Source organism: Streptomyces sp. NPDC057616 (genome assembly GCF_042800575.1).
Classification (GTDB): Bacteria; Actinomycetota; Actinomycetes; order Streptomycetales; family Streptomycetaceae; genus Streptomyces.
This window is the reverse complement of the sequence record NZ_JBHVGU010000030.1, coordinates 24,089-44,101: the sequence shown is the minus strand read 5'-3', so window position 1 is coordinate 44,101 and position 20,013 is coordinate 24,089. Positions and strand designations below refer to the sequence as shown.

Annotated in this window: 17 protein-coding genes, 1 tRNA gene and 1 pseudogene; 10 read left to right on the top strand and 9 right to left on the bottom strand. The window is 70.5% G+C overall.

The annotated features are described in order from the left end of the window. The first annotated feature begins 18 nt into the window (after nt 1-18). The 5 genes and pseudogenes from ACFU97_RS32015 (at nt 19) to ACFU97_RS31995 (ending at nt 5,460) form a co-directional block, all read left to right on the top strand. Nucleotides 19-495: a septum formation initiator family protein gene (locus ACFU97_RS32015; RefSeq protein WP_384263721.1), complete on the top strand. Its 477-nt coding sequence runs from the start codon at nt 19-21 to the stop codon at nt 493-495. Between the two features lie 67 nt (nt 496-562). Beyond that, a pseudogene (locus ACFU97_RS32010) lies at nt 563-967 on the top strand (DUF501 domain-containing protein); the annotation flags it as partial. 204 nt (nt 968-1,171) lie between these two features. Beyond that, entirely contained in the window at nt 1,172-2,125 is a 954-nt protein-coding gene (locus ACFU97_RS32005) for an exopolyphosphatase (protein WP_384263914.1), read from the top strand. Between the two features lie 442 nt (nt 2,126-2,567). Then, nucleotides 2,568-3,950 (top strand): NAD(P)/FAD-dependent oxidoreductase, encoded by a 1,383-nt coding sequence (locus ACFU97_RS32000; protein ID WP_384263719.1) that lies wholly within the window; start codon nt 2,568-2,570, stop codon nt 3,948-3,950. Between the two features lie 208 nt (nt 3,951-4,158). After that, nucleotides 4,159-5,460, top strand: a complete 1,302-nt coding sequence (locus tag ACFU97_RS31995; protein WP_384263717.1) for a class I SAM-dependent methyltransferase — start codon at nt 4,159-4,161, stop codon at nt 5,458-5,460. Nucleotides 5,461-5,517: 57 nt separating this feature from the next. Here the strand turns inward: ACFU97_RS31995 and ACFU97_RS31990 are convergent, their stop codons facing one another. Both ACFU97_RS31990 and ACFU97_RS31985 read right to left on the bottom strand, forming a co-directional pair. Beyond that, entirely contained in the window at nt 5,518-8,046 is a 2,529-nt protein-coding gene (locus ACFU97_RS31990) for an ABC transporter permease (protein WP_384263714.1), read from the bottom strand. Further along, a complete protein-coding gene (locus ACFU97_RS31985) occupies nt 8,046-8,852 on the bottom strand; it encodes an ABC transporter ATP-binding protein (RefSeq protein ID WP_384263711.1) in 807 nt (268 codons plus the stop codon). Before ACFU97_RS31985 ends, ACFU97_RS31990 begins: the two co-directional genes overlap by 1 nt. Before the next feature lie 374 nt (nt 8,853-9,226). Between ACFU97_RS31985 and ACFU97_RS31980 the strand changes: the two genes are divergently transcribed. From ACFU97_RS31980 to ACFU97_RS31970, 3 genes are all read left to right on the top strand, one after another. Beyond that, nucleotides 9,227-9,310 (top strand) — tRNA-Leu (locus ACFU97_RS31980). Nucleotides 9,311-9,467: 157 nt separating this feature from the next. Beyond that, nucleotides 9,468-10,643, top strand: coding sequence for a 4-hydroxybenzoate 3-monooxygenase (locus ACFU97_RS31975; RefSeq protein WP_384263708.1), 1,176 nt, complete (start codon nt 9,468-9,470; stop codon nt 10,641-10,643). A gap of 194 nt (nt 10,644-10,837) precedes the next feature. After that, complete coding sequence (locus ACFU97_RS31970) at nt 10,838-11,746, top strand: Bax inhibitor-1/YccA family protein (protein WP_384263705.1); 909 nt, start codon at nt 10,838-10,840, stop codon at nt 11,744-11,746. An 88-nt stretch (nt 11,747-11,834) separates the two neighbouring features. On the opposite strand, the gene ACFU97_RS31965 is transcribed toward ACFU97_RS31970, so the two are convergent. Beyond that, nucleotides 11,835-12,065 (bottom strand): DUF4287 domain-containing protein, encoded by a 231-nt coding sequence (locus ACFU97_RS31965; protein WP_384263702.1) that lies wholly within the window; start codon nt 12,063-12,065, stop codon nt 11,835-11,837. 102 nt (nt 12,066-12,167) lie between these two features. Between ACFU97_RS31965 and ACFU97_RS31960 the strand changes: the two genes are divergently transcribed. Next, complete coding sequence (locus ACFU97_RS31960) at nt 12,168-12,479, top strand: hypothetical protein (protein WP_384263699.1); 312 nt, start codon at nt 12,168-12,170, stop codon at nt 12,477-12,479. An 81-nt stretch (nt 12,480-12,560) separates the two neighbouring features. On the opposite strand, the gene ACFU97_RS31955 is transcribed toward ACFU97_RS31960, so the two are convergent. The 3 genes from ACFU97_RS31955 to ACFU97_RS31945 all read right to left on the bottom strand — a co-directional run bounded on the left by ACFU97_RS31955 (nt 12,561) and on the right by ACFU97_RS31945 (nt 16,003). Continuing rightward, nucleotides 12,561-13,334 carry a hypothetical protein gene (locus tag ACFU97_RS31955; protein WP_384263696.1) on the bottom strand — a complete coding sequence of 258 codons (774 nt, stop codon included), beginning with the start codon at nt 13,332-13,334 and terminating at the stop codon, nt 12,561-12,563. Nucleotides 13,335-13,606: 272 nt separating this feature from the next. Then, nucleotides 13,607-14,827 carry an acetyl-CoA C-acetyltransferase gene (locus ACFU97_RS31950; protein ID WP_384263693.1) on the bottom strand — a complete coding sequence of 407 codons (1,221 nt, stop codon included), beginning with the start codon at nt 14,825-14,827 and terminating at the stop codon, nt 13,607-13,609. 123 nt (nt 14,828-14,950) lie between these two features. Then, the gene (locus tag ACFU97_RS31945) at nt 14,951-16,003 is read right to left on the bottom strand and encodes an SGNH/GDSL hydrolase family protein (RefSeq protein ID WP_384263690.1); all 1,053 of its coding nucleotides are present in this window, start codon (nt 16,001-16,003) and stop codon (nt 14,951-14,953) included. A gap of 149 nt (nt 16,004-16,152) precedes the next feature. On the opposite strand from ACFU97_RS31945, the gene ACFU97_RS31940 reads away from it, so the two are divergent. Beyond that, nucleotides 16,153-17,538 carry a cystathionine beta-synthase gene (locus tag ACFU97_RS31940; RefSeq protein WP_384263687.1) on the top strand — a complete coding sequence of 462 codons (1,386 nt, stop codon included), beginning with the start codon at nt 16,153-16,155 and terminating at the stop codon, nt 17,536-17,538. A 326-nt stretch (nt 17,539-17,864) separates the two neighbouring features. Here the strand turns inward: ACFU97_RS31940 and ACFU97_RS31935 are convergent, their stop codons facing one another. The 3 genes from ACFU97_RS31935 to ACFU97_RS31925 all read right to left on the bottom strand — a co-directional run bounded on the left by ACFU97_RS31935 (nt 17,865) and on the right by ACFU97_RS31925 (nt 20,012). Then, nucleotides 17,865-18,293: a hypothetical protein gene (locus ACFU97_RS31935; RefSeq protein ID WP_384263911.1), complete on the bottom strand. Its 429-nt coding sequence runs from the start codon at nt 18,291-18,293 to the stop codon at nt 17,865-17,867. A 110-nt stretch (nt 18,294-18,403) separates the two neighbouring features. Next, nucleotides 18,404-19,336 carry an ABC transporter substrate-binding protein gene (locus ACFU97_RS31930; RefSeq protein ID WP_384263684.1) on the bottom strand — a complete coding sequence of 311 codons (933 nt, stop codon included), beginning with the start codon at nt 19,334-19,336 and terminating at the stop codon, nt 18,404-18,406. Nucleotides 19,337-19,349: 13 nt separating this feature from the next. Continuing rightward, nucleotides 19,350-20,012 (bottom strand): ABC transporter permease, encoded by a 663-nt coding sequence (locus tag ACFU97_RS31925; RefSeq protein WP_384263681.1) that lies wholly within the window; start codon nt 20,010-20,012, stop codon nt 19,350-19,352. Between the last annotated feature and the right edge of the window lies 1 nt (nt 20,013).

Here is a 20,013-nt window from a genome sequence, read left to right as displayed (position 1 = left end):
TGACCGGGAGGCGGGGACATGGCCGTGAAGGACCGGGACCGGTTCTCGACCGCGACCAGGATCAAGCTGCTCGGCGAGCAGACGGCGGCCCGTGTCTACCGCTCCCAGACCAAGCGGCAGGCCCGCCGCTCGCGGCTGACCGGTCGCGCGGCCCTGCTCGCCCTGGTCGTGTGCTCGCTGGTCGTGGCCCTCGCCTATCCCATAAGGCAGTACGTCTCCCAGCGCTCCCAGATCGCCGACCTCCAGCGCCAGAAGCAGCAGGCCCGGGAGCGGGTCGAGCAGCTGCGCGACCTCAAGGCGCGCTGGCAGGACGACTCCTACGCCGAGCAGCAGATCCGGCAGCGGCTGCACTATGTGATGCCGGGCGAGACCGGCTACATCGTCATCGACCCCAACGCGGCCAAGCAGTCGCGGTCCGAACTGGGGGCGGCCGACCGCCCCTGGTACACCAACGTCTGGGACGACGTCGACAAGTCGGACGCCGCCGGCCGGTGACCCGACGCCTCCGACCGGTGCGCCGGCGCCCTCGCCGGTGAACCGCTGAACAAGCAGAAAGACAGGCATGGAAACGCCCCCGCCGCCCACCCCGCGCACCGAGCCCACCGCCGCGGACGTCGACGCCTTCAAGCAGCAGCTCGGGCGGCCGCCGCGCGGGCTGCGCGCCATCGCGCACCGCTGCCCGTGCGGGCAGCCGGACGTCGTCGAGACCGCGCCGCGGCTGCCCGACGGCACGCCCTTCCCGACGACGTACTACCTGACCTGTCCGCGCGCCGCCTCCGCGATCGGCACGCTGGAGGCCAACGGCGTCATGAAGGAGATGACCGAACGGCTGCAGACCGACCCGGAGCTGGCCGCCGCCTACCGCGCCGCGCACGAGGACTACATCGCCCGCCGCGACGCCATCGAGGTCCTGGAGGGCTTCCCGAGCGCGGGCGGCATGCCGGACCGGGTGAAGTGCCTGCACGTGCTGGTCGGCCACTCCCTGGCCGCGGGCCCGGGCGTGAACCCCCTGGGCGACGAGGCCCTCGCGATGCTGCCGGAGTGGTGGCGCAAGGGCCCGTGCGTGCAGCCGCTCGCCGCGCCGGACCCGGCGGACGAACACCCCGGCGAGGAGGGCGAGGTGGCGGACCCCACCGCGATCCGCAGCGGCTTCTTCGCCGAGACCCCGCTGGTGCCCGCCGGGTTCACCCGCGTCGCCGCCGTCGACTGCGGCACCAACTCCATCCGGCTGCTGGTCGCCGACGTGAACCCGGCCACCGGTGAGCTGCTGGAGCTCGACCGGCGCATGACGATCGTGCGGCTCGGGCAGGACGTGGACCGTACGGGGCGGCTCGCCCCGGAGGCGCTGGAGCGCACCTTCGCCGCCTGCCGGACGTACGCGGAGGTGATCCGCGAACTCGGCGCCGCCAAGGTGCGGTTCGTGGCCACCTCGGCCTCCCGGGACGCCTCCAACCGCGAGGACTTCGTCCGCGGCGTCGTGGACATCCTCGGCGTCGAGCCCGAGGTCGTCTCCGGCGAGCAGGAGGCGGAGCACTCCTTCACCGGCGCGACCAAGGAGCTGGCCGGCGGCGACGCGATGGCCAGGCCGTACCTCGTCGTCGACATCGGCGGCGGCTCCACCGAGTTCGTCGTCGGCGACGACCATGTGCGCGCGGCGCGCTCGGTCGACGTCGGCTGTGTGCGGATGACCGAGCGCCACCTCGTCCGGGACGGCGCCGTCACCGACCCGCCCACCGAGGAGCAGATCGCGGCCATGCGGGCCGACATCGAGCAAGCCCTCGACCTCGCCGAGGAGACCGTCCCGCTGCGCGAGGCGCGCACGCTGGTGGGGCTCGCGGGATCGGTGACGACCGTGTCGGCGATCGCGCAGGAGCTGCCCGAGTACGACTCGGAGCGCATCCACCACTCCCGCGTCTCGCGCGAGAAGGTCCGCGAGATCACCGAGTGGCTGCTGCACTCCACCCACGCCGAGCGCGCGGCCGTCCCCTCCATGCACCCGGGGCGCGTCGACGTCATCGCGGCGGGCGCCCTCGTGCTGCTCTCGATCATGGAGCGGACCGGCGCCGAGGAGGTCGTGGTGAGTGAACACGACATCCTCGACGGCATCGCGTGGTCGGTGGCGTAGGTCTCTTTATTACCCATCAGTAGCTCTCGGACGAGCAGGTCGGATAGCTTATGAGCGTGTCCGAGGGGCCTTTCGGGGCCTCTCGGCGACGCCCCGCCGACGAAGTTCGTGAAGTTCTTCACAAGGAATTCCGCCTCGTGGAAGCACGAAATGAGCGCCGGTTGAGCTTTTCGGGGGTCAACAGGCCCTTGAACGCGTTCAATCGGAGCAGATGGGGGCGTCGCGCACGGGTCTTCCGGAGGGGTGTTTCCGGGGCCTCACGACGGTCGCCGGAGGACGGAGAGCCAGCTCACGCGGCATTGACAACGGGACGTACCGCCCCGGCGCACCCCGCCGCGCGGAGACCGGTGTCAAGCGGGTCGCGGAGGATAACACAGGCCCTGCCGATGCTTGTGAAGGGGCGCACGAGCCCACCCCCTGAGGCAGGTGGATACTCGATGGCATGAGCACCACGGAGCGTCCCAGGATCCTCGTAGTAGGCGGTGGGTACGTAGGCCTGTACGCAGCTCGGCGCATCCAGAAGAAGATGCGCTACGGCGAGGCGACCGTCACGGTCGTCGACCCCCGGTCGTACATGACCTACCAGCCCTTCCTTCCCGAAACCGCCGCCGGCAACATCTCCCCGCGCCACGTCGTCGTCCCGCTGCGACGCGTGCTGCCGAAGGCGGAGGTTCTCACCGGCCGGGTCACCACCATCGACCAGGACCGCAAGGTCGCCACGATCGCCCCGCTGGTCGGCGAGGCGTACGAGCTGCCCTTCGACTACCTGGTGATCGCGCTCGGCGCGGTCTCCCGCACCTTCCCGATCCCCGGCCTCGCCGAGCAGGGCATCGGCATGAAGGGCATCGAGGAGGCCATCGGCCTGCGCAACCACGTCCTCGAGCAGCTCGACAAGGCCGACTCCACCACCGACGAGGAGATCCGCCGCAAGGCGCTCACCTTCGTCTTCATCGGCGGCGGCTTCGCCGGTGCGGAGACCATCGGTGAGGTCGAGGACCTGGCCCGCGACGCGGCCAAGTACTACAAGAACGTGTCCCGCGAGGACATGCGCTTCATCCTGGTCGACGCCGCCGACAAGATCCTGCCCGAGGTCGGCCCCAAGCTGGGCTCCTACGGCAAGGAGCACCTGGAGAGCCGCGGCGTGGAGATCTACCTCTCCACCTCGATGGACTCCTGCGTCGACGGCCACGTGGTGCTGAAGAACGGCCTGGAGGTCGACTCCAACACCATCGTCTGGACCGCCGGCGTCAAGCCGAACCCGGTCCTGTCCCGCTACGGCCTGCCGCTCGGCCCCCGCGGTCACGTCGACTGCGCGCCGACCCTCCAGGTCAAGGGCACCGACTACATCTGGGCCGCGGGCGACAACGCCCAGGTCCCGGACCTCGTCGGCCGCAAGGCGGGCAACGAGAACGCCTGGTGCCCGCCGAACGCCCAGCACGCGCTGCGCCAGGCCAAGGTCCTCGGCGACAACGTGATCTCCGGCATGCGGGGCTTCCCGCAGAAGGACTACTCGCACGCCAACAAGGGCGCGGTGGCCGGTCTCGGCCTGCACAAGGGCGTCGCGATGATCGTCATGGGCAAGATGAAGATCAAGCTCAAGGGCCGGCTGGCCTGGTACATGCACCGTGGCTACCACGGCATGGCGATGCCGACCTGGAACCGCAAGGTCCGCGTCTTCGCCGACTGGACCCTCGGCATGTTCCTCAAGCGCGAGGTCGTCTCCCTCGGCGCGATGGAGCACCCGCGCGAGGAGTTCTACGAGGCCGCCAAGCCGGTGCCGGCGGCCCAGCCGGAGAAGGCCAAGACGGAGGCGAAGGCTTCCTGACCGGAGCCCGCTGAACAAACCGAAGGACCTCCCGCCATCCGTGGTGCGGGAGGTCCTTCGGCGTTTTCCGGACATCGGCGCCGGAAAACTAGATGGGTACTGCATGCATTTTGCCCAGTCGTAACGCGCGCGGGGGACTGCGCGAGCCGCCCACAGGTGTTTACGTGGTGATTGACATTCCGGGATCGCTGTCACGGAGGTGTGCGCCATGGCTGACGCCGCGCTGCGGCTGAAGAGCCTCGTCGAACAGTTGCTGGGGGTGCCGTTGCCGGTGCGCATCCGCGCCTGGGACGGTTCGCAGGCGGGGCCGCCGGGTGCACCCGCGCTGGTGGTGCGGAACCGCCGGGCGGTGCGCCGGCTGCTGTGGAAGCCCGGAGAACTGGGTCTGGCCCGCGCCTGGGTGGCCGGCGACCTGGACATCGAGGGAGACCTCTACGAGGCCCTGGACCTCATGTCGTCGCTGGTGTGGGAGCGCGGCGAGGACTCCAGGACCCTGCTCCAGGCGCTCCGGGACCCGCAGGTGCGGGCCGCCGCGCGCGGGCTGGTGAAGGTGGCCGGGCTGCCGCTGCCGCCCGCCCCGCCGCGCGAGGAGGTCCGCAGATCCCGCGGGCATCTGCACACCCGGCGCAGCGACAAGCGGGCCATCAGCCACCACTACGACGTCGGCAACGACTTCTACGAGATCGTCCTCGGCCCGTCCATGGTGTACTCGTGCGCCTACTGGCACGAGGGCGGCACCCTGGAGGAGGCCCAGCGCGACAAGCTCGCACTCGTCTGCGCCAAGCTCGACCTGCGGCCCGGCATGCGGCTGCTCGACGTCGGCTGCGGCTGGGGCTCCATGGCCATCCACGCGGCGCGCGAGCACGGCGTGAGCGTCGTCGGCGTCACCCTCTCCCAGGAGCAGGCCGCCTACGCCCGCAAGCGCGTCGCGGACGAGGGGCTGACCGACCGGGTGGAGATCCGGGTGCAGGACTACCGGGACGTCGCCGACGGGCCCTACGACGCCATCTCCTCCATCGGGATGGCCGAGCACGTCGGCGCGGAGCGGTACCTGGAGTACGCCCGGGACCTGTACAGCCTGCTGCGCCCCGGCGGCCGGCTGCTCAACCACCAGATCGCCCGCCGGCCGCAGCGCGACGAATCGGCGTACGACGTCGACGAGTTCATCGACGCCTACGTCTTCCCGGACGGTGAGCTCGCCCCGGTCGGCACCACCGTCACCCAGCTGGAGCGCGCCGGGTTCGAGGTGCGCGACGTCGAGTCGCTGCGCGAGCACTACGCCCTCACCCTGCGCCGCTGGGTGGCCAACCTGGAGACGGAGTGGGCGCGTTCGATGCGGCTGACCAGTCCGGGGCGCGCCCGCGTCTGGCGGCTGTACATGGCCGCGTGCGCGCTCGCCTTCGAGCACAACCGCATCGGCATCAACCAGGTGCTGGCGGTGAAGGCACCGGAGAGCGGCGCGTCGGGGATGCCGCTGCGGGCCCGCACCTGGGGTGCGCCGCGGGCGTAGGAGCACGCACGAAGGGGCCCCGTCCGGTCGCCGGACGGGGCCCCGACTGCCGTGCGGCTACTCCGACTTGATGGCCGTGAGCATGTTCAGGCGGGCCGCCCGCCGGGCCGGCCACAGGGCCGCGAGGACGCCGACCGCCGCCGCCAGGAGGAGGAAGACCCCCATCCTCGCCCAGGGCAGGACCAGTTCGTATGTCGCCATCTTCGTGCCCAGCAGCTCGCCGGCCGCCCAGCCGAAGAAGACACCCAGGCCGATGCCGAGCACGCCGCCGAACAGGGAGATCACCAGGGACTCCAGGCGGACCATGCGCTTGATGCCCTTGCGGTCCAGGCCGATCGCGCGCAGCATGCCGATCTCCTGCGAGCGCTCGAACACCGACATGGCCAGGGTGTTGATGACACCGAGGACCGCCACGATCACCGCCATGGCGAGCAGGCCGTAGAGCATGTTCAGCATCAGCGTGAACATCTTCGCGATGCCGTCGGAGAGGTCCTGCTTGCTCTGGACCTTGATGGCCGGGTTGGCGCCCAGGGCCTTCTCCAGCCGGTCCTTGGTCGCGCCGGACGCGCCGTCCGCCGTCTTCACCAGGACCTGCATGTCGCCCGGGTCGGTCATGTGCGGGGTGACGGTGGCGCTGTCGACGAGGATGCCGCGGATCAGCTCGTTGCCCTCGTAGACGCCGGAGACCGTCAGCGGGGTCGACTTGCCGTCCTCGTAGTGCGCGGTGAAGCGCGAACCCGCCTTCCAGCCATGGGACTTGGCCGTGTCCTCGTCCACCACGACCCGGCCGCCGCCCACCGTGAAGGCGCCGTTGTCCACCTTCAGGTCGGTGAGCTTCGCGATCGCCGCGCCGTTCACCCCGGTCAGGGACTCGCCCGTGCCGTCGATGCGCGAGTAGACGTTGCGCAGGGGGCTGGTGGCGCTCACGTCACCGGTGGCGTTCAGCTTCTTGTCGACGTCCGGCGACAGCTCGTTGCCGTTCGCCATGGAGACCACGTAGTCGGCGCGGATGGCGGACGACGCCATCTTGTCGATGGACTTCTGCAGGCTGCCCGCCATCACCGTCATGCCGGTGATGAGGGTGAGCCCGATCATCAGCGCGGAGGCGGTGGCCGCCGTGCGGCGCGGGTTGCGCACCGAGTTCTGGCGGGCCAGCTTGCCCGAGATGCCGAAGATCCTGAGCACCGGCGCCGCGGCCGCGATCAGCGGGCGCGACAGCAGCGGGGTGAGGATGAAGACGCCGATGATGAGCAGGACCGCGCCGAGCCCCATCGGGGCCTGGCCGTCCGAGCCGTCCATCGTGGTGGCCGCGAGGACCACCGCGACGCCCGCGCCGCTGAACAGCGCGCCCAGCGTGTTGCGCAGCACCAGCGACTTGGTCGTGGCCTTCGCGTGGACGCTGCTCATCGCCGCGACCGGCGGGATCTTCGCGGCGCGGCGGCCGGGCAGCCAGGCCGCGAGCATGGTGATGACGACGCCGACCGCGAGGGCCGCCGCGACCGTGCCCGGCGTGATGATCAGCGGGCCGTCCGGGACGCTGCCGCCCAGCGTCCCCATCAGGGCGCGCAGGCCGGCGCCGATGCCGATGCCCGCGACCAGTCCGGTGACACCGGCGACCACACCGACCACGAACGCCTCGATCAGCACCGACCGGGTCACCTGGCGGCGCGAGGCGCCGACGGCACGCAGCAGCGCGAGCTCCTTGGTGCGCTGGGCGACCAGCATGGTGAAGGTGTTGGCGATGATGAAGGTGCCGACGAAGAGCGCGATGCCCGCGAAGACCAGTAGGCCCTGCTTCAGCCCGCTCATCGACGAGGAGATCTGCTCGGCCTGGTCGTCGGCGAGCTTCTTGCCGGTGGTGGTCTCCACCAGCTTGGTGCCCAGCGCCTTGTCCAGCCCGGCCTTCAGCGCGGTCTGGGAGGTGCCGGCGGCGGCCTTCACGTCGATCTCGTCGTACGTGCCGGGCTTGCCGAACAGCTTCTGGGCGGTGGCGGTGTCGTAGAGGGCGAGGCTGCCGCCCGCCGCGACGTTGCCGTCGTCGGTGGTGAAGATGCCGCTGATGGTCGGGGTGAGGACCGGGCCGTCGACGGAGAGGCGGACCGTGTCGCCGACCTTGTAGCCGGCGCGCTCGGCGGTCCTGGCGTCGATGGCGACCTGGTTCGCGCCGTGCGGCGCGCTGCCCGACTTCAGCGGGTACCGGGAGTCCTTCGCGCCCCAGTAGTTGCCGCCCTGCGACTGGAAGCCGCCGCCGATGAGCTTGCCGTGCTTGTCGGCGATGGCGGTGAAGCCGCTGACGACGCCGACGGCGTGCGCCGCGCCCGGCACCTTGGCACTCCTGTCGAGCATGGCCTGGGTCAGCTCGGGCGTCCTGCTGATCGTGTTGCCCTTGTCCGCCTGGGACTTGGCCTGGACGGCCACGTCGACCTGGTCGAAGCCCTTGGCCGAACTGTTCTGGAAGGCGTCGGAGATGGTGTTGGTGAAGACCAGCGTCCCGGACACGAACGCCACGCCGAGCATCACGGCGAGCACGGTCATCAGGAGACGGGCCTTGTGCGCAAGGACGTTGCGCAGGGCGGTGCGGAACATCAGCTCGTACGGCCCTTCGCGTCGAACTGCTTCATGAAGTCCAGGACGCTGTCCGCGGTCGGCCGGTACATCTCGTCGACGATCCGGCCGTCCGCGAGGAACACCACCCGGTCCGCGTACGCCGCCGCCACCGGGTCGTGGGTCACCATGACCACCGTCTGGCCCAGCTCCCGCACGGAGTTGCGCAGGAAGCCCAGCACCTCGGCGCCGGAGCGGGAGTCGAGGTTTCCGGTGGGCTCGTCGCCGAAGATGATCTCGGGCCGGGAGGCGAGCGCGCGGGCCACGGCGACGCGCTGCTGCTGGCCGCCGGAGAGCTGCGAAGGCCGGTGGCCCAGGCGGTCCTTGAGGCCGACCATGCCGATCACCGACTCCAGCCACTGCTTGTCGGGCTTGCGGCCGGCGATGTCCATCGGGAGCGTGATGTTCTCCAGCGCGGTCAGCGTCGGCAGCAGGTTGAACGCCTGGAAGATGAAGCCGATCTTGTCCCGGCGCAACTTGGTGAGCTGCTTGTCCTTGAGGGAGCCGAGCTCGGTGTCGCCGATGCGGACGGAGCCGGAGGAGAAGGTGTCGAGTCCGGCCACGCAGTGCATCAGCGTGGACTTGCCCGACCCCGAGGGGCCCATGATCGCGGTGAACTCGGCCTGCCGGAAGTCGACGGAGACCCGGTCGAGGGCGACCACCTGGGTCTCGCCCTGTCCGTAGATCTTCGACAGGTCCGTGGCGCGTGCGGCCACGGTGGCGGTGGCCCGGCCGGCGGCGACGGGTGTGGTGGTCACGGGAAGGAACTCCTCGCGGGACGACGTCATGAAGGGGACGTGTTCCATGGTGGTGGCCGCGCAAGCCCGTGTAGTCAGCCGCTGTTCCGGTTCCTGGGGGCGACTCGGGTCGGACCCCCCGCCGCGTAGTCATACCTGGGGATGACGGGGACCCCTGACTCCGGCACCCGGGCGGGCGCGCGTCGAGAACCGGTGGAGCACCCTCGTTCGGGCGGTGAAATTCCGTCATTCCGCATGCGCCACGAACCGTCGCACGCAAGGCTATTGGCAAGTGCGGATGGCTCGTACCGGGGGCTGATGCACCCTCAGACGTCAATAAAATAAGACAACATCGGTCCGCCGATCCGCTGTTCGGGGGATGTATCCCGATAGGCTCGGAGCGCTCGAAGCGGAGCCCATGGCCTGCCCGGATGGTGGAATGCAGACACGGCGAGCTTAAACCTCGCTGCCCCTTCGCGGGCGTGCCGGTTCAAGTCCGGCTCCGGGCACTTCCACTCCTCGTTTCCGTGCATCCTCCATTGAAGACTTCACCACCTGAACGTTGACAGCGGGCGGGTGCGGCCGGACACTCGCATCAGAAGTTGGTGAAGGAACTTTCACCAGACGAACAAAGCGGCCATGGAGCCCCACCGAAGGGAACGACCGATGCGCACCACCGTCGGCATCATCGGAGCCGGTCCGGCCGGACTTCTGCTCGCCCGGCTGCTGCACGACGCCGGCATCGACTCGGTCGTGCTGGAGAGCCGCGGCAGGGCCTATGTCGAGCAGCGCCAGCGGGCCGGAATCCTGGAGCAGGGCACGGTGGACGTGCTGCGCGCGGCCGGGGCCGGGGACCGCATGGACCGCGAGGGCCTGCGGCACGACGGCATCGAGCTGCGGTACGCGAGGAGGCGCCGGCGCGTCGACTTCCCCGCCCTCACCGGCGGCCGGTCGGTGATGGTGTACGCCCAGACGGAGGTGTGCAAGGACCTGATCGCGCTCCAGCTGAAGGAGGGCGGCCCGCTGCTGTTCGAGGCGGAGGCGCTCGCGGTCGAGGGTGTCGAGGGCGACAGCCCGCGCATCCGGTACCGGCACGAGGGCGCCGAGGACGTCCTGGAGTGCGACTACGTCGTCGGGTGCGACGGCTTCTGGGGTGTCGCCCGCAAGGCGATCCCCGAGGAGCTGACCCGCGTCTTCGAGCGGACGTACCCCTTCTCCTGGCTCGGCATCCTCGCCGACGTCCCACCCTCGCACGACGAGCTGGTCTACGCCCGCCACGACCGCGGCTTCGCCCTGCTGTCCATGCGCTCCCCGTCGGTCTCCCGCCTCTACCTCCAGGTGCCCGAGGGCACCGACGCCGAGGCGTGGAGGGACGAGGAGATCTGGCGGGAGCTGGAGCGCCGCTTCGAGACCGAGGACGGCTGGCGGCTGGAGCGCGGCCCGATCACCCAGAAGTCGGTGACGCCGATGCGCTCCTACGTCCACGAGCCCATGCGGCACGGCCGGCTCTTCCTGGCGGGCGACGCCGCCCACATCGTGCCGCCCACCGGCGCGAAGGGCCTGAACCTCGCCGTCGGGGACGTCGTCACCTTCGCGCGGGCGCTGATCCACCGGAAGGAGACCGGCTCGGCGGACCTCCTGGACGCCTACTCCCAGACCTGCCTCGGCCGTGTCTGGCAGGCCGAGCGGTTCTCGTACGACATGACGACCATGCTGCACAGCGCCCCCGGCGCCACGCCCTTCGAGGAGCGGCTGCAGCTTGCCCGGCTGGAGCGCGTCGCCTCCTCGCGGGCCGCCGAGACCGACCTCGCCGAGGGCTACACGGGCTTCCCGCTGGACTGAGTGATCTCCGACAGGTTCCGGCCATGTCGCAGATTGGTCATGAGTGGCCCCTCGCGGTGAGGGGAATCACGGATCCGGCTAGCGTGTTGGCCAGCACGACGAGGGAAAGATCCTCCCCAAGCACTAGGGTCAATCCTTTGCCTACCTATTACCCTTGATGCCAAGGCCGCGTGGTGCGGCCATGGAGGAGTGCAATGAGGAGCAGAAACCCGGTCTTCTCGCGACGGGGGTTCAGCCGCGACAACGGCTACGCGGGCTTCAACGCCGCGCCGCAGGCCGGGGGACAGGCTGTCGGCACGCAGGGCAATCCGTACGCCCAGCCGGCCGGCAACCCCTACGCGCAGAACCCGTACGCGCAGAACCCGTACGCCCAGCAGGGCCTGCAGGGCGCGCCGCCCCAGGCCCCGGTCACCACCGCAGGCCGGATGACCATGGACGACGTCGTGCTGCGCACGGCGTCGACGCTCGGCACCCTGATCGTGACGGCCGCGCTCGCCTGGGCGCTGCTGCCGGTCGACGACGCCCACATCAGCCGTTCCTACGGCATCGGCATCGGCGCCGCGCTGATCGGCATGGTCCTGGCGTTCGTCCAGTCCTTCAAGCGCAAGGCCACCCCGGCGCTGATCCTGTCGTACGCCGCGTTCGAGGGCGTCTTCCTCGGCGTGGTCTCCAGCATCGTCGACAACCGCATCGCGAGCGGCGCGGCCATGCAGGCAGTGATCGGCACGATGGCGGTCTTCGCCGGTGTGCTGATCGCGTACAAGGCCGGCTGGATCCGCGTCAACCGCCGCTTCTACGGCTTCGTGATGGCGGCCGCGCTCGGCTTCGTGCTGCTGATGGCGGTCAACCTGCTGTTCGCCGTCTTCGGCGGCGGTGACGGCCTCGGCTTCCGCAGCGGCCCGCTCGGCGTCTTCTTCGGCGTCGTCGGCATCCTGCTCGGCGCGTGCTTCCTCGCCCTGGACTTCAAGCAGGTCGAGGACGGCATCGCCTACGGCGCGCCGAAGGACGAGGCGTGGCTGGCGGCCTTCGGCCTGACGCTGACGCTGGTGTGGATCTACATGGAGTTCCTGCGGATCATCGCGATCCTCAACAGCAACGACTAGCGATCGGCGGTCGTACGGCGACCGCCGCGCGCACAGCGAAGGGCCCCGGGTTCCCCCCGGGGCCCTTCGACGTCGTCCAGTTGCGCGCCTAGAGCAGTTTGCGCGCGGCCCTCCTCAGGTCGTACTCATGAACAATCGCCTTGGCGTGGCCGTACGCGAGGTTGTGCTCGTGGCGGAGCCAGCTGACCTTCTCCTCGAAGTTGAAGAGAGCCGGGCCATCTTCGACGGCGCGAAGCCAGTCGGTGACTTCACGGCCGGTGCAGTGGGGGATGCGGGCGAGCAGGTTGCGATGGGTCTCCTCGGAGAAGACTTGGGACATCGGCGCCTCCGGACGAAAAAGGGGATGTAAGCCGGTCCTTCAGGTCACCGTGCCTGAGCGTTCGCCTGTTGGCAACAGTGCGGCGGCGCGTAGGCTCGGTTCGTGGTTGATACGACGCCTCTGACTCGTGCCGTGGATCATTTCGCCGACCGTCTCAGGGCGGCGCCGCAGAGCCGCCTGCAGCGCGGTGCTGCCGCGGAAGCGCTGGCGCTGGCAAGGGAGTTGACCCGGCGGGCGCAGGCGCTGGAGGAGCCCGGGGCGGAGCCTCGGGAGATGCCCGATGCGGGGATGTTCGCCGCGGCTGATCAAATTACCGTCGCGGTTCATGACTTGGCCCTCGTGCTCAGTGACGAGGGCCAGGTCGATGAAGCGGTGCGGCTTGTGGGGGAGGCGCAGTCCCGGGCGGGGGTCTGAGCGCCGTCGGCGGGTGCCGGTGCGTCGTGGCCGGTCGCGCGGTTCCCCACGCCCCTTCAGGGCGCTGCAGGGCCCCGCGCTCTACAGGGACGCGATGACCCGGTCCGCCAGGATGTAGACGTTCTCCTCGCCGCACTCGAAGGTCAGCGTGTACGCGCCGGAGATGCCCGAGCCGCCCAGCAGGACGGGGGTTTCGCCGGAGCGGAGGGCTGCCGCGAGGCGTTCGGCCGTCTCGCGGTGGCCCGGGGTCATGCACAGCGTGGTGCCGTCGGCGAAGACGTAGACGTCGAGGGTGCCCAGCGGGCCCGGGCGGACGTCGGCAAGTTCGACGCGCGAGGAGGCCAGCTCCTCCAGGGTGGCCACGGTGCGCTCGTGGTCGTTCACGACCGGTGACTGCACCGGGACGAAGTCCGGGTGGGAGGGGTGGCGGCGGCGGGCGGCGGCCAGTTCGGGGGACTCGCCCGCGAACTCGTCGGCGTCCGCGCTCGGCTCGCTCACCGGCTCAAGGCCCACGAAATCGGCCTGACGGGGCAGGAACAGCTCGCTGTCGGGCAGGCCCAGCAGTGACGGCGCGTCGGAGGCGTCACGGGCCTCCTGCGCGGCCCAGAAGGCCCGCGCCTCGGCGAGCTCGCGCTCGCGCTCCTCGGCGAGGGCCGCGGCGACCGCGGCACGTATCTCGTCGGCCTCGGAGGAGCGGGCGGCCGGTACGAGACCGCGCGCGGAGTGGTGCTCGGCGAGCTGGGTGTGCAGTACCGCGACCTCACGACGCAGCACCATGAGCGTGCGCAGGACGGCGACACCCACGGCGCCGGTGGCGGCCGTGATGACCAGCAAGGCGATCGGCATGGCGCTCACTGACGTACTCCCGGTTCAAAGTCGACCCCCGACTTCCTACATCAGCTTGAAGGGCGGACTAACCAGCTGTCAGTGCGTAACGTCACGAAACGGGCAGGACTTTGGGCCCGACGTTTACCGGCGCAACGGCGCTGACCTGCGTAGATCTCCTCCGCTAGGGAGATAGGTCACATCCTGGGGGAGATTGGATCACAAAACGGCCCGGAGGCCGGGGGATTCCCGGACTCCGGGCCATCGACTCACGGTGTGTGCTACGGCGGTTACCGAGAGGTTCAGCTGAGGCGCTCGATGACCATCGCCATGCCCTGGCCGCCGCCGACGCACATCGTCTCCAGACCGAACTGCTTGTCGTGGAACTGGAGGGAGTTGATCAGCGTGCCGGTGATGCGGGCGCCGGTCATGCCGAAGGGGTGGCCGACGGCGATGGCGCCGCCGTTCACGTTCAGCTTCTCCAGCGGGATGCCGAGGTCGCGGTAGGAGGGGATCACCTGAGCGGCGAACGCCTCGTTGATCTCGACCAGGTCGATGTCGCCGATGGTGAGGCCGGCCCGCTTCAGGGCCTGGGTGCTCGCCTCGACCGGGCCGAGGCCCATGATCTCGGGGGACAGGCCCGAGACGCCGGTGGACACGATGCGGGCGAGCGGAGTGAGGCCGAGCTCGCGGGCCTTGGTGTCGCTCATGATGACCACGGCCGCCGCGCCGTCGTTCAGCGGGCAGCAGTTGCCGGCGGTGACCAGGCCGTCGGGGCGGAAGACGGGCTTGAGGCCCGCGACGCCCTCCATGGTGACGCCGGCGCGCGGCCCGTCGTCCTTGGAGACGACCGTGCCGTCGGGCAGGGTCACCGGGGTGATCTCGCGCTCCCAGAAGCCGTTCTTGATGGCTTCCTCGGCGAGGTTCTGCGAGCGGACGCCGAACTCGTCCATGTCCTGGCGGGTGACGCCCTTGAGGCGGGCCAGGTTCTCGGCGGTCTGCCCCATCGCGATGTAGGGGTCGGGGACCAGACCGTCCTCGCGCGGGTCGTGCCAGGTGGTGTTCTCCTGCGCGGCGACCTCGGCGGTGCGGGCCTCGGCCTCGGCGAAGAGGGGGTTGTGCGTGTCGGGGAGGCTGTCGGAGTTCCCCTTCACGTACCGGGAGACCATCTCGACGCCGGCCGAGATGAAGACGTCGCCCTCGCCGGCCTTGATGGCGTGCAGGGCCATCCGGGAGGTCTGCAGGGAGGAGGAGCAGTACCGGGTGACGGTGCAGCCCGGGAGGTGGTCCATTCCCATCTGCACGGCCACGATGCGGCCGAGGTTGTTGCCCTGCTCGCCGCCGGGCAGGCCGCAGCCGAGCATCAGGTCCTCGATGTCCTTCGGGTCCAGCTCGGGGACCTTGGCGAGGGCGGCCTGGATGATCGTGGCGGTGAGGTCGTCGGGGCGCAGATCCTTGAGGGAGCCCTTGAAGGCGCGGCCGATGGGGGAGCGGGCGGTCGAGACGATCACGGCTTCGGGCATCACGGCTCCATTGGCGTACTGGGGGGATGGGCAGGGCTGCTTGGGAAGTTACCCGTACGTATGGTCAGGGTCACGGGTAGCGCGGTGTGACCCTGGCCGCAGTTTTCTAAGCGCTTGCTTTGCTCATACTCCCCCTGAGGCGGCGCCTCCGGACAGCCTGGTGCGCGCCGGCGACGTCTCCGGCTCCTGCACCCGGCGCCTGCGCCTGCGCTTGAGCAGGGCCCAGGGACCCCGCGGCCCCGTCGGCATCGCGGCCGTGACCTCGGTGCCCGCCTCGGACGCGGCCTCCGCCGCCGCCCGCGCGACCGGGAGGAAGCCCTCGTGCCGGGAGATGTCCGGGCGCTCCTCCTCGTCCGGCCACAGGCCGAGGGCCGCGCAGACCGTCGGGAGGACGGCCATGGCGGCCGTCGCGTACCCCTCGGCCGAGGGGTGGTAGTTGTCGGGGCCGAAGAGTTCGCGGGGGTTGGCCTCGAACTCCGGGCCGAGCAGGTCGCCCAGCGACACCGTGCGGCCGCCCTGCTCGACGGTGCCGATCGTCTGGGCCGCGGCGAGCTGCCGGGAGGACCGGCGGGCCAGCCAGCGCAGCGGCTGCTGGACCGGTTCGATGGTGCCGAGGTCGGGACAGGTGCCGACGACCACCTCCGTGCCGGCCGTGCGCAGCCGGCGCACCGCCGACGAGAGATGGCGCACGGAACGGGTCGGCGGCATGCGGTGGGTGACGTCGTTCGCGCCGATCATGATCACGCAGACGTCGGGGGTGCGGGCGGGGTTCGCCAGGACCAGGGCCACCTGGCGGTCCAGGTCGTCGGACATGGCCCCCGGCAGGGCGACGTTGTGCAGCTCCACCGGGCGCTCGGCCACCGCCGCGAGGCCCGAGGCGAGCAGGGCGCCCGGGGTCTGGCCCGCGCGGTGGACGCCCTGGCCCGCGGCCGTGGAGTCGCCGAGCATCGTCAGGCGCAGGGGCGGTTCGTCGGGGACGGTGTACGTCGTGCCGTACAGGCCGTCCGCCACCGGGACGCGGCCGCTGCTGCCGTTGCCCACGTGCCGCCGGGCCATGTGGACCTCCGCCAGCAGCAGTCCGACGGTCGCCGCGCCGGCGAGTCCGATCCCACCGCCGCCGAACGCCGCACCGGCCGCGATCCGCCGGGCCACCCTCGCCCTCGACATGCTCGTCATACGCCGCCGCCACCTCCTCGTAGCCGTACATCCACTCCTTGCCCCGTACCGACCGTCCGCCAATCTCAACGGCGCGTGCGTGGCTCCCGTGAGCCGTAGGCTGGCGGAACCATCACAGCCACATCTTTTGCAAGCATCCGGAGACAACGGTGCAATTCCACGACTCGATGATCAGCCTCGTCGGCAACACCCCGCTGGTGCGGCTCAACAGCGTGACCAAGGGCATCAGGGCCACCGTCCTGGCCAAGGTCGAGTACTTCAACCCCGGCGGCTCGGTGAAGGACCGCATCGCCCTGCGCATGATCGAGGCGGCCGAGAAGAGCGGGGAGCTGAAGCCGGGCGGCACCATCGTCGAGCCGACCAGCGGCAACACCGGCGTCGGGCTCGCCATCGTGGCGCAGCAGAAGGGGTACAAGTGCATCTTCGTGTGCCCCGACAAGGTGAGCACCGACAAGATCAACGTGCTGCGGGCCTACGGCGCCGAGGTGGTCGTCTGCCCCACGGCCGTGGACCCCGAGCACCCGGACTCGTACTACAACGTCTCCGACCGGCTGGTGCGCGAGACGCCCGGTGCCTGGAAGCCGGACCAGTACTCCAACCCCAACAACCCGCTCTCCCACTACCACTCCACGGGCCCCGAGCTGTGGGAGCAGACGGAGGGGAGGATCACCCACTTCGTGGCGGGCGTGGGCACCGGCGGGACCATCTCCGGCACCGGCCGCTATCTGAAGGACGTCAGCGACGGCAGGGTCCAGGTCGTCGGCGCCGACCCCGAGGGCTCCGTGTACTCCGGCGGCTCCGGGCGGCCGTATCTCGTCGAGGGCGTCGGTGAGGACTTCTGGCCGACTGCCTACGACCGGACCGTGGCCGACGAGATCGTCGCGGTGTCCGACAAGGACTCCTTCCAGATGACCCGCCGGCTGGCCAAGGAGGAGGGGCTGCTGGTCGGCGGCTCCTGCGGGATGGCGGTCGTCGCGGCGCTGGAGGTCGCCTCCCGGCTCGGCGAGGACGACGTCGTGGTGGTGCTGCTGCCGGACAGCGGCCGCGGATACCTCAGCAAGATCTTCAACGACGAGTGGATGGCCGACTACGGCTTCCTCGAGGACACGGGCCCGAGCGCGCGTGTGGGCGACGTCCTCAACGACAAGGAGCACGGCGCCATCCCGTCGCTCGTCCACATGCACCCGGACGAGACCGTCGGGGAGGCCATCGAGGTGCTGCGCGAGTACGGCGTCTCGCAGATGCCGATCGTGAAGCCGGGCGCCGGCCACCCGGACGTGATGGCCGCCGAGGTGGTGGGCTCGGTGGTGGAGCGGGAGCTGCTCGACGCCCTGTTCGCCAAGCGGGCCTCCCTGGAGGACCCGCTGGAGAAGCACATGTCGGCCCCGCTGCCGCAGGTCGGCTCCGGCGAGCCGGTCGCGGACCTGATGTCCGTGCTGGGCCGGGCGGACGCGGCGATCGTCCTCGTCGAGGGCAAGCCGACCGGCGTGATCGGCCGGCAGGACCTGCTGGCCTTCCTGGCCAAGGGGAAGTAGCGCCGAACTGCGGGTGAACCGCCGGTGTCCGCAGAGAAGTTGTGGCGGTCGACAACGTTCGCGGACTTCGCGGAAGTGGTACGAGCGCGTCACGTCCACGCAGCACACGCTTAACACGGGTCCGGCACATTAGGGGATGTCGGCAGGGCGGGAGCGGCTCCCCGCCCCGGCCGGCACCGAACGTCCAAGGACCTCCGGAGCGGCTCCCGGACCTCCATGGACGCCTGGACGCGAACACCGGCCTGACCGGTCAGCGTCCCTCGCGGGGACCGCCGTCGTCCCGCCCCCCGTTCGCGGGGGTGCGGCGGTCCCCGCGCATGTCCTTCTCATTCCTCCCAGCGGTCCCCGTCCTTGTTCCGCCGGTGGCGGCGGCCGAAGAGCTCGGGGTTGCCGCGGGCGGCCTGGACGAAGTTGACGCCCACGATGCCCGCCCAGGTGGCGAAGAGGCCGGGCAGGTGGCCGAGCGAGCCGCCGATCGCGGAGAGCGGGATCGCGAGCACCAGGGAGACCAGGCCGAAGCCGAAGCGCTCGCCCCAGGTGTCGCTCGACCTGGGCGCCCTCGAGCCCCGGGCCACCACCATCTGCTGCTCGGCCAGCTGCCTGCGCACCCGGCGCTCGACGGCGCCGTCGATGCGCTGGTCGACCTTCTCCAGGAACGAGTCGACCAGTGCAGACTCGTACTCCTCACCGAGTTCCCTGCGCGCCTGCAGGGTGGCGTTCAGTTCCTTCTTGAGCTCGGCGTCCCGCGCGTCCATACCGGTCTCCATTCCCGTCATGGAACACAACGGTAAGGAGCCGGGAAGCCGCTCGCACTGGGGTTAGCCCCCCTGTTCGGGGCGTCCCGGCGGCCGGGACGCCCCGCGGGTCACCTCGCCAGCCCGTGCTGCTTCGCGTACGCGTCCGCGACCTCCTCGGGGTCCTTCTTGTCCTTGTCGACCAGGCGGTTGAGCTCGGTGAGCTGGGCCGTGGTCAACACGTTGCCGAGCCGGGCGAGCGCCTTGCGGACGGTGTCGTCGGCCTTGCGGTCGGCGACGAGCGGCACGATGTGCTGGCTGGGGATGAGGTTCTCGGGGTCGGTCAGCACCACCCAGCCGTTGGCCTTGATGTCGGTGTCGGTGGTGAAGAGGTTCGCCACGTCCACGTCGCCCTTCTTCAGGGCGCCCTTGACCAGCGGGCCGTCGGAGTCGAGCGACTTGAACTCCTTGAACTCGACGCCGTAGACGTCCTTCAGGCCGACCGCGCCCACCCGGCGCTTCTTGACCTCGGGGGCGGCGCCGAGGACCAGCCTGCCGTTCTGCTTCGTCAGGTCGGCCAGCGAGGTCAGGCCGTACTTCCTCGCCGTCTCGCGGGTGACCACGAAGGCGTCGGAGTCCTCGGCGGTGCCGTACGGCAGGATCTGCAGGCCCTTGGGCAGCGCCAGGGTGAGGGCGTTCTGCATCGCGCCCTCCTCCGAGGCGGTGGCCTTCGGGTCGAGGTAGTTGAGCAGGGCGCCCTGGTACTCGGGCAGCAGATCGATGTCGCCGCTCCTGAGGGCGGGGATCACGATCTCGCGGGTGCCGAGGTTGGGGCGGACGGTGACCTTCACGCCGGCCTGCTTCAGCACGGCCGCGTAGAGGTAGCCCAGCACCTGGTTCTCGGTGAAGTTGGCGGTGCCGATGGTGACCCCGCCCTTGCTGGAGCCGCCGCCGCCGGAGGCGGAGCCCTCGCCGTCGAGCGAGGTGACGCCGCTCGCGCAGGCGGAGAGGGCGGGGACGGAGGCGGCCGCGAACAGGCCGCCGAGGAGGGTGCGTCGGTTCATGGTCTTGGGGTCCCTAGGCGGTGCGGTGGCGGAAGAGGAAGCGCTGCAGGCCCGACAGGGCGAGGTCCAGGGCGACGGCGACGACGGCGACCAGCACCGCTCCGCCGAGCACCTGCACCAGGTCGCGCTGGGCGAGGCCGTCGAAGACGTAGCGGCCCAGGCCCCCGAAGGAGACGTACGCGGCGATCGTGGCGGTGGCGACGACCTGGATCAGCGCCAGGCGCAGGCCGGTCATGATCAGCGGGAGTGCGAGCGGCAGTTCGACCTGGAACAGGACCTGGTGGCCGCGCATGCCCTGGCCGCGCGCCGCGTCCCGTACGTCCGGGTCGACGGCCGTCATCCCGGCGTAGGTGTTGGTGACGATGGCCGGGACGGCGAGGGCGACCAGCGCCACGTACACCGGCAGCATCGACAGGCCGCCGGCCAGGAAGACCAGGACGACCAGGCCGACCGTGGGCAGCGCGCGGCCGAAGGACGAGAGGTTGATCGCGACGAAGGCGCCCTTGCCGGTGTGGCCGATCAGCAGCCCGAGGGGGAGGCCGATGGCGGCCGCGATGAGGGTCGCGAGGAGCGAGTACTGCAGGTGCTCGGCGAGGCGGTGGGCGATGCCGTCGGATCCGGCCCACGTGGCACCGCTGGTGAGCCAGGTGCCGAGGTTCTTGAAGAGTTCGTACATC

Coding starts and splice junctions, on each gene's coding strand:
- ACFU97_RS32015 (WP_384263721.1), top strand. CDS start 19: ATGGCCGTGAAGGACCGGGACCGGTTCTCGACCGCGACCAGGATCAAG.
- ACFU97_RS32000 (WP_384263719.1), top strand. CDS start 2,568: ATGAGCACCACGGAGCGTCCCAGGATCCTCGTAGTAGGCGGTGGGTAC.
- ACFU97_RS31995 (WP_384263717.1), top strand. CDS start 4,159: ATGGCTGACGCCGCGCTGCGGCTGAAGAGCCTCGTCGAACAGTTGCTG.
- ACFU97_RS31990 (WP_384263714.1), bottom strand. CDS start 8,046: ATGTTCCGCACCGCCCTGCGCAACGTCCTTGCGCACAAGGCCCGTCTC.
- ACFU97_RS31985 (WP_384263711.1), bottom strand. CDS start 8,852: ATGACGTCGTCCCGCGAGGAGTTCCTTCCCGTGACCACCACACCCGTC.
- ACFU97_RS31975 (WP_384263708.1), top strand. CDS start 9,468: ATGCGCACCACCGTCGGCATCATCGGAGCCGGTCCGGCCGGACTTCTG.
- ACFU97_RS31970 (WP_384263705.1), top strand. CDS start 10,838: ATGAGGAGCAGAAACCCGGTCTTCTCGCGACGGGGGTTCAGCCGCGAC.
- ACFU97_RS31965 (WP_384263702.1), bottom strand. CDS start 12,065: ATGTCCCAAGTCTTCTCCGAGGAGACCCATCGCAACCTGCTCGCCCGC.
- ACFU97_RS31950 (WP_384263693.1), bottom strand. CDS start 14,827: ATGCCCGAAGCCGTGATCGTCTCGACCGCCCGCTCCCCCATCGGCCGC.
- ACFU97_RS31945 (WP_384263690.1), bottom strand. CDS start 16,003: ATGACGAGCATGTCGAGGGCGAGGGTGGCCCGGCGGATCGCGGCCGGT.
- ACFU97_RS31935 (WP_384263911.1), bottom strand. CDS start 18,293: ATGGACGCGCGGGACGCCGAGCTCAAGAAGGAACTGAACGCCACCCTG.
- ACFU97_RS31930 (WP_384263684.1), bottom strand. CDS start 19,336: ATGAACCGACGCACCCTCCTCGGCGGCCTGTTCGCGGCCGCCTCCGTC.
- ACFU97_RS31925 (WP_384263681.1), bottom strand. CDS start 20,012: ATGTACGAACTCTTCAAGAACCTCGGCACCTGGCTCACCAGCGGTGCC.